At 64.1% G+C, this 8,206-nt stretch carries 7 protein-coding genes; all 7 read right to left on the bottom strand.

The window, feature by feature from the left end:
- Nucleotides 1–222 precede the first annotated feature (222 nt).
- Entirely contained in the window at nucleotides 223–1,416 is a 1,194-nt protein-coding gene (locus tag QZY67_RS08825; protein WP_295369763.1) for an FprA family A-type flavoprotein, read from the bottom strand.
- A 245-nt stretch (nucleotides 1,417–1,661) separates the two neighbouring features.
- Nucleotides 1,662–2,087 (bottom strand): YbaN family protein, encoded by a 426-nt coding sequence (locus QZY67_RS08820; protein ID WP_295369762.1) that lies wholly within the window; start codon nucleotides 2,085–2,087, stop codon nucleotides 1,662–1,664.
- Nucleotides 2,084–2,428, bottom strand: a complete 345-nt coding sequence (locus QZY67_RS08815) for a nitrous oxide-stimulated promoter family protein (protein WP_295369761.1) — start codon at nucleotides 2,426–2,428, stop codon at nucleotides 2,084–2,086. Before QZY67_RS08815 ends, QZY67_RS08820 begins: the two co-directional genes overlap by 4 nt.
- Nucleotides 2,428–4,098 (bottom strand): ABC transporter ATP-binding protein, encoded by a 1,671-nt coding sequence (locus QZY67_RS08810; protein WP_295369760.1) that lies wholly within the window; start codon nucleotides 4,096–4,098, stop codon nucleotides 2,428–2,430. The genes QZY67_RS08815 and QZY67_RS08810 overlap by 1 nt, the downstream gene beginning before the upstream one ends.
- Nucleotides 4,095–5,840: an ABC transporter ATP-binding protein/permease gene (locus QZY67_RS08805; protein ID WP_366448961.1), complete on the bottom strand. Its 1,746-nt coding sequence runs from the start codon at nucleotides 5,838–5,840 to the stop codon at nucleotides 4,095–4,097. The genes QZY67_RS08810 and QZY67_RS08805 overlap by 4 nt, the downstream gene beginning before the upstream one ends.
- Before the next feature lie 487 nt (nucleotides 5,841–6,327).
- Nucleotides 6,328–7,116, bottom strand: a complete 789-nt coding sequence (locus tag QZY67_RS08800) for a TIGR04255 family protein (RefSeq protein WP_295369758.1) — start codon at nucleotides 7,114–7,116, stop codon at nucleotides 6,328–6,330.
- Between the two features lie 38 nt (nucleotides 7,117–7,154).
- On the bottom strand, nucleotides 7,155–8,168 hold the full coding sequence (gene asnA, locus QZY67_RS08795; protein WP_295369757.1) for an aspartate--ammonia ligase: 1,014 nt from the start codon (nucleotides 8,166–8,168) through the stop codon (nucleotides 7,155–7,157).
- Between the last annotated feature and the right edge of the window lie 38 nt (nucleotides 8,169–8,206).

The raw sequence follows: 8,206 nt of genomic DNA, 5'->3' as shown, positions 1-8,206 counted from the left end.
GCAGATGACGGAATCAAATGAAAATCCGTCATTTTCGGGGACATGCGCCTCGAAAATGACACTTCTCATGAAATTTTTGCCGACAATTTCATCAGAAATAGAGGCGAAAATTTCATGAAGCTCCTTCGAAAAAGTGGCGGAAGCCACTTTTTCGACAGCCTGTAGCGGACAGAATTGCAGAGCGCAATTCTGTCCGCTGTGCTGTGTTATTTCAGCGGGGATTCAGCCCAGCTTGGCCACGGCCTCCCGGGCCAGGGCGGCCACGGCGTCCAGATCGGCCTGGGCGGGGGTAAAGGTGCAGCGGAAGGCGGCGTCGGGCACGCTGAACCGCAGCTGGGAGAGCCGGCTGCGCAGCATCTCGGGGCCCTCGCCGCTCCAGCCGTAGGAGCCAAAGACAAAGGCGGGCTTCTTGGCGCAGTTGATGGCGTCAATGGAGGTGAGCACGTCCCAGATGGGCTTGGGGGCGTCCCGGTTGATGGTGGGCGCGCCCACGGCCAGCAGGTCGCACTCGTTGGCCAGGGCGGCGGTCTCGCTCAGGGGGGTGGTGCTCACATCCCGCAGCTCCACCCGCACTCCGGCCTCCCGGAGGGCGGCGGCAGCGGCCTCCGCCAGGGCGGCGGTGCAGCCGTAGGCGGAGCAGTAGAGCACGGCGGCCATCTTCCCGTCCTTGGCGGCGGGGGTGCTCCACTGGCGGTAGAGGCCCTCGATCTCGCCGATGCAGCTGGTGAGGCAGGGGCCGTGGCTGGGGCAGATGATGGCGGGGTTCAGAGGCTCGATTTTGTCCAGACCGGCCAGCACGTGGGGCTTGAAGGGGCCGAAGATGCAGTTGTAGTAGTGGGCCACCATGTCCAGATAGGCCTTCTGGTCGTGGATGTTGCGGTCCAGCATGGTGGGCTCGCAGTAGTGGGCGCCCAGGAAATCGCAGGTGAAGAGCACCTTGTCCTGGGGGCACCAGGTGAACATGGAGTCCGCCCAGTGGAGCATGGCGGAGGGCAGGAACTCCAGCGTGCGGCCGCCGCCCAGATCCACGCTGTCCCCCTGCTTCACCACCCGGCAGGGCAGGGCGGCGCTGTTGGTGATGTCGGTCAGGTGCTTCTTTCCGGCGGCGGTGCACAGGATGGTCAGGTTGGGGCAGGCCTCCAGCAGCTTGGCCACGCTGCCCGAGTGGTCGGGCTCGTTGTGGTTCATGACCAGATAGTCAATCTTCTCCAGGGGGAGCACCTGCTCGATGTTGGAGCGGTACTCGTCCCAGTAGTCGGCGTGGACGGTCTCCACCAACACGTTCTTCTCACCGGTGAGCAGATAGGCGTTGTAGCTGGTGCCGTAAGGGGCGGGCATGATAATGTCGAAAATACGCAGGCCGGGGTTCAGTACGCCCACAGAGTAGAGGCGCTCGGCCAGCTGAATGGTACCCATAGCAATCGCTCTCCTTTTTATCTGGGGCGGCATGCGGCAATCTCCGGGCCGCCCATGTTTTCTGCCTAAAAAGTATAAGGAACGGGAGGGGAGAAGTCAATTGGAAAACCATATAAAACTTCATGCGCTTGGGCGTGCCGCTGAATGCGGCACATGGCCAAGTTTGCTATGCTTTTGCACAGCAAACAGTAGGAAATATGGGAAGAAACCTCAATGGAATTTCATAACAGAGACGGCTGCCGGGATTATGCGGCGGCGTCCTCGTCCTGCCAGGGGTCATCCGACTGCTCCTCCGCCGTCTGGGCAGCGGGGATGGTGCGGATGCCGAAGACGAAGTACAGGATATGGCACACCCAGACAACCGCCAGAACAATCCGCCCCACCGGCACCCGGCCCATCATGGCAAAGCCGAAGGCCATGGTCAGGGTGACCACCGCCATGATCCGCAGCTTGGTCCGCCAGGTCATGCCCCTGCCCCGGACAAAGCTCTCCAGGTTGTTCTTGTAGAGCTTGGTGGAGACGAACCAGCTGTGGAGCTTCTCCGAGCTGCGGGCAAAGCAGAAGGCGGAGAGCATCAGGAAGGGGAAGGCGGGCAGCAGGGGCAGGGCGGCGCCCAGGGCGCCCAGGCCCAGGCCAATACAGCCCAGCATGATGTAGAGTACTTTTTTCATCCCGGTTCCTCCAGTCGTCGTTTTTCTCGATTGGTTTCCATAACGTGCCGGATGGCGGCTACAGGGTGGACAAAGAGCATCCGGGGGCCGGAAAACCGCATCACCGCCCGAATCTTCTCCCGCATCTCCGGCTTGTAGCAGTGGACTTTACAGTTGGAACAGAAGGTCTTGGTCTCCATAAAGGGACAGCGGTCGCTCCGCTGCAGGGCGTAGGCCGCCAGGGCGGCGCAGTCGGGGCAGAGGCTGTTCCGTGTGCCGTGCTTCTTCCGGCAGTAGAGGGCGATCATCTCGTTGACCATGGCCTTTTCCCGCTGCCGCTTGGCCTCGATGTCAGCGCCCATCAGCTCATCCTCCCGTTGGCCACCCGGCACACCCGGTGGGCGATGCCCATGGTGGAAGCCCGGTGGGACACCAGCACCACGGTCCGGTTCCCCTGCTCCTCTTTCAGGGCCTTGAGGATAACCGCCTCGTTCAGGCTGTCCAGGTTGCTGGTGGGCTCATCCAGCAGCAGCAGGGGCGCGCCGTGGAGGAAGGCACGGGCCAGACCCAGCCGCTGCCGCTCGCCGCCGGACAGGGTGTCTCCCAGCTCGCCCACCGGGGTGTCGTACCCCTTGGGCAGGGAGAGGATAAAGTCGTGGACCGAAGCCTTGCGGCAGGCGTCCTCCAGCTCCTCCTGGGTGGCGTCCGGCTTGGCGATGCGCAGGTTGTTGGCGATGCTGTCGTGGAACAGGTGGGTGTCCTGGGTCACCAGGGCCTCAATCTGCCGCAGGTCAGCGGTGTTGATGTCCTTTACGTCGGTATTGGACAGCTTCACGGAGCCGTGGTTCACATCCCAGAACCGCATGAGCAGCCGCAGCAGGGTGGATTTCCCGCTGCCGCTGGGGCCGATGATGCCCAAAATCTCACCCTTGCGGATGTCCAGGCTCAGGTCGGATAGGATGGTCTCTTCCCCGTAGGAGAAGGTGACGTGTTCACAGCTGCCGCCGGAGAAGGACACAGGGGCCTTGCCCGACACCTCCTCCACCAGAGGGGCCTCGTCCAGCAGATCCAGCACCCGGCCGCCGGCGGCCAGGGTGTTCTGGAGTGTGCTGCCCAGGTTGGCCAGCGCCACCACCGGGCCGAAGGAGCTCATGAGGGCCACCAGGGGGATGAGCACCCCGTCGAACCCCACCCGCCCGGCCTGGAACAGCAGGGCGGCGGCGAGAAGCATGGCCAGGTCAAAGAGGAGGATCACGGTATTGGTCAGGGCCGTGCCCCGGGCGGCGGCGTCCTTCAGCTGCCGCTCCGTGTCCGAGAGGGCGGCGGTCCGTGCGTCCAGCTCCTCCAGACGCTGAGCGCCCCGGCGGTACTGGAGGATCTCCCGCAGGCCCCGCAGGCTGTCCAGCACAAAGCCGCTGAGTGCCCCCGCGCCGGCCCGGAACCGCCCTCCCGCGTCCCCGGTGCTGCGGGAGATGAGGAAGGGCAGCGCCAGACCGACGGTCACATAGGCGATAGCGGCCACCACGCCCAGCAGGGGGTGGAAGGAGCCGATAAACACCGCCATGATCACCGACATGATGAGGGCGATGGCGGCGGGGGAGATGGTATGGGCGTAAAAGACCTCCAGCAGCTCGATGTCCGAGGTGATAAGGGCGATGAGGTCGCCCCGGTCCCGGCCCTCCAGCTTGGCGGGGCACAGGCGGCGCAGGGCGCCGAAGACCTTGTCCCGCACCAGGGCCAGCAGCTTGAAGGCGATGAAGTGGTTGCAGGCCTGCTCGCCGTACCGCAGGAAGCCCCGCAGCACCGCCGCGAGGGCCAGAAAATGGAACAGCAGGATGAAGGACATGGGGGCATCCAGCCCCATCACGTCCAGCATGGCCCAGCCGCCCAGGACGGTGATGGCGGTGGCGCACAGGAACCCGGCCACGCCCAGGGCGATGGCCAGCACCATAAAGGGCAGCAGAGGCCCCACCAGTACAATCAGCCGGGCCATAATGCCCAGGCCGCTTCGCGTTGCGTTCTTCCGGCTCATACCGCCTCCGCCTCCTTTTCGTACATTCCGATCTCCTCCAGCGCCTGCTGGCTCTCCCACAGGTCCTTGTAGCGCCCGCCCTGGGAGAGCAGGGCGGCGTGGGTCCCCGCCCCCGCCAGCCGCCCGCCGTCCATGACGTAGATGCGGCGGGCGGCGGTGACGTTGGCCAGCCGGTGGGTGATGAGCACCACCGTCTTTTCCCGGCTCAGGAGCATAATCTGCTCCATAATGTCGTTCTCGCTGTCCGGGTCGATGTTGGAGGTGGCCTCGTCAAAGATGTACACCGGGCTGTCGTGGAGCAGGGCCCGGGCCAGGGCCAGCCGCTGCCGCTGTCCGCCGGACAGGTTGGCCCCCTGGCTCTCCAGGGCCAGATCCAGCCCGCCCTCGCTGCGGAGGAAACCGGCCAGGTTGGCCCGCTCCAGGGCGGCCCAAAGCTGGCCCTCGCTGGCGTCGGGCCTGGCCATCAGCAGGTTCTCCCGCACGGTGCCCCGGAAAATCCAGCTGTTGAAGCCCACATAAGTCACCGCTCTGGTGAGGGCCTCGCCGGACAGGGCGGACAGATCGGTACCGCCCAGGGTGACCTCCCCGGCGTACCCCCGCAGGCGGCCGGAGAGAAGGCTGGCCACAGTGCTCTTGCCGCAGCCGCTCTCGCCCACAATGGCGGTGCAGCTGTTGGGCTGGAAGTCCATGTCCAGCCCGTGGAGCACCTCACGGTCGGTCTCGTAGGAGAAGCGGAGCCCGCGGCAGCGCAGGCCGCCCTCAGGGGCCTTCTCCACCGTGCCGGAGGTCTCCTCCGGCAGGTCCAGCAGGGCAAAGATCCGGTCGCTGGCCGCCATGCCGTTCATGGCCACGTGGAAGAAGGAGCCCAACTGCCGCATGGGCAGGAAGAACTCGGCGGAGAGCAGCAGGATGGCGAAGCACCCGGCAAAGCCCACCGCTCCGGCCCGCAGCTCCACCACGGCCAGGGCGATGCCCAGGGCCGCGCCGCCGTAGGCCACCAGGTCCATGATGGTGATGGAGTTGAGCTGCATGGAGAGCACCTTCATGGTGATGCGGCGGAAGGACTCGGCCTCCAGGTTCATCTCCTCATGGCGGGCCTGGTCGGCCTGGTAGATCTTCAGAGTGGTCAGGCCCTGGAGATTTTCCAGAAAGGTGTCCCCCAGGGCGGCGTACTGCCCCCAGTACTTGCCCAGCAGCCGCTTGGCGATGGTCTGCACGGCGGCGATGGCAATGGGGATGAGGGGCACGCACACCAGCAGGGCCGCGGCCGCCTTCAGGCTCACCGGGGAGAGCAGGAGGAACAGGGTGACCGGGGCCAGCATGCTGTAAAAGAACTGGGGCAGATAGCCGCCGAAGTAGGTCTCCAGCTGCTCCACGCCCTCGGTGGACAGCTGCACCGCCTCGGCGGTGGAGCACTTCTGGCTGTACGCCGGGCCCAGCCGGAGAAGTTTTTCATAAATTCTGCGGCGGAGCACCTGCTTCACCGCTTTGGCGGCCTGGAAGCTCATCCGTCCCGCACCCACGGCGCACAGCCACCGCACCGCCGCGGCCAGCGCCACCACGCCCGCCGCGGCGGGCAGGCCCCAGGGAGGCAGGCTGCCGTCCAGCAGGCCCTGAAGCACCCAGGCAAAGGAAAAAATCATGGCCGCGTTGCTGGCCATACCCAGCCACTGGAAGGCCACGTTTCCAGCGATATACCGTTTGCTCTCGGGGACGATTCCGATGAGCCGCTTGTTGATCATCATGGCAGAGGGTCTCCTTTCTGATATTAGCGAAAGCTAACTTTAGGGCAAAAAAGAAAAGAAGCGGTCTGCTTCCTGAGAAATGAACGGTTAGCTCTATCTAACAAAAGAAGTTTACACAAGCTAACCACCTTTGTCAACCCAAAAACAGTATGCAAATCAATTTTGTCATAAATGACAGAAAAAAGAGAAATAATGTTTTAAAGTGAAAAAATGAAAAAATGCCCGCCGGCATCAGGCCGGCGGGCAGCAGCGTGTCGAAAAACCTCCCAGAAGGGGAAGCCTCGCAGAGTTCCGTCATCCGCAGATGACGCATGCGCCTCGAAAATGACACTTCTCATGAAATTTTTGCCGACAATTTCATCAGAAATCGAGGCGAAAATTTCATGAAGCTCCTTCGAAAAAGTGGCGGAAGCCACTTTTTCGACAGCCTGATGCCCGCCGGCATCAGGCCGGCGGGCAGGGAGGAACAGAGAGAGAAATGGGTTCAGACCAGGGGCTGAGCGCCCATGGCGGTGTGGAGCTCGGAGGTGAGGGCGCCCCGGAAAAGGCGCACCGCGTGGTAGTGCAGATCCTCCAGACCGGAGGCCACCTGGTCAGGGGCGATGTTTCCGGCGGCGGAGAAATCGCCGTCCAGAATGAACTTGGCCTCCTTGTCCTGCTTGCCGCCGCCCAGCAGGCCGGGGCCGGCGTGGACCTTCATCTTCCGGCCCGCATCCAGGGCCATGCTCACGTCCAGGGAGCACTTGCCCACCGCCCGCTCGTCCACATCGGGCTCGGCCATGACACCCAGGAAGGCGGGCTGAATCAGGTCGGACCAGGGGGTGCCCTCCAGGCCCAGGGCCCGGCGGGAGAAGGCGTTGACGTACCGCAGGCCCACCCGCTCAAAGAAGGCGGGGCGGTAGATCTGGATGAACTGGGCCAGGGGCCGGTCCAGCCGCTGGGCAAAGTCCTCCCACCGCTGATAGCGCAGGGTGGACAGGGCAATGAAATTCTGGGTCAGATTCAGCTTCCACAGGCCGTCCTCAGAGATAAAGGTGTAGTTGGTGACGGGCTCGGGCTGCTCCAGCTTGGGCGCGCCGCCGACCATGGCGAACTTGGGGGCGGGGCGCTCCTGGACTTTGGTAAAGCGGGGAAACTCCTGGCGGACAGCATCCTGGAAGTCCGCCGGGGTATTGGCGGCGATGGAGAGAATAGTGGGGAACCGCAGCTGGCAGATAACCTCCACCAGGGGGCTGCGGGCATACTGATACCGGTCATAGTGAGAGAAAAGCATAATACCGCTCCTTTATAATCTTCTGTGGGAAGAGTGGGTTACAGAAGGATGACGCCGGCGTTTCTGCAGGCCTGAAGGGTCTCGCCGTCCCAGACGCTGGCCTGGACCTCGCCGATGTGGGCCTTGCCCAGCAGCAGCATGCACAGCCTGGACTGGCCGATGCCGCCGCCGATGGTGAGGGGCAGCTTGCCCTCCAGCAGCAGCTTGTGGAAGGGGAGCTCCCGGCGGTCGTCGCACCCGGCGATGGTGAGCTGCCGGTCCAGGGACTCGGGGGAGACCCGGATGCCCATGGAGGAGATCTCAAAGGCCCGCTCCAGCACCGGATTCCACACCAGAATGTCGCCGTTGAGGGCCCAGTCGTCGTAGTCGGGCGCCCGGCCGTCGTGGGGTTTGCCCGACTTCAGCGCGCCGCCGATGCCCATGAGGAAGGTGGTGGGGTGGTCCTTCACCCAGGCGTCCTCCCGCTCCTTGGGGGTGAGCTCGGGCCAGCGGTCCTCCAGCTCCTGGGTGGTGACAAAGGACACCTGGGAGTGGATGAGCGGCAGGGCGGTGAGCTGGGGGAACATGGAACGGAGGGTGGACTGGGTCTTGCACAGGCAGTCCACAATGGTGCGCACCGTGGCCTGGAGGTATTCCACCGTCCGGTCCCGGGGGGCGATGACCTTCTCCCAGTCCCACTGGTCCACATAGACCGAGTGGAGGTTGTCGGGCTGCTCATCCCGGCGGATGGCGTTCATGTCGGTGTACAGGCCCTCGCCCACCGAGAACTGGTAGCGGTACAGGGCCATGCGCTTCCACTTGGCCAGGGAGTGGACCACCTGGGCGTCGTGTCCGGCGGCGGGGATATCAAAGGAGACCGGCCGCTCCACGCCGTTGAGGTCGTCGTTCAGGCCGGTGCTGGCCTCCACAAACAGGGGCGCGGACACGCGGCGCAGGTGGAGCGCGCCGCCCAGGGTGTCCTCAAACAGCCGCTTGAGGATGGCGATGGCCTTCTGGGTGTCATACAGGTTGAGACAGGGGGCATAGCCCTGGGGAATATAGGTTTTTTCCATGGTTTCGAACTCCTCTGCGGCCAAAAATCCGCACAATC

Origin of the sequence: uncultured Pseudoflavonifractor sp., from assembly GCA_904419835.1 — a bacterium.
GTDB lineage: Bacteria > Bacillota > Clostridia > Oscillospirales > Oscillospiraceae > Pseudoflavonifractor.
Note: the sequence above shows the minus strand (reverse complement) of the source record. Positions and strands in the feature narration are given on the sequence as shown.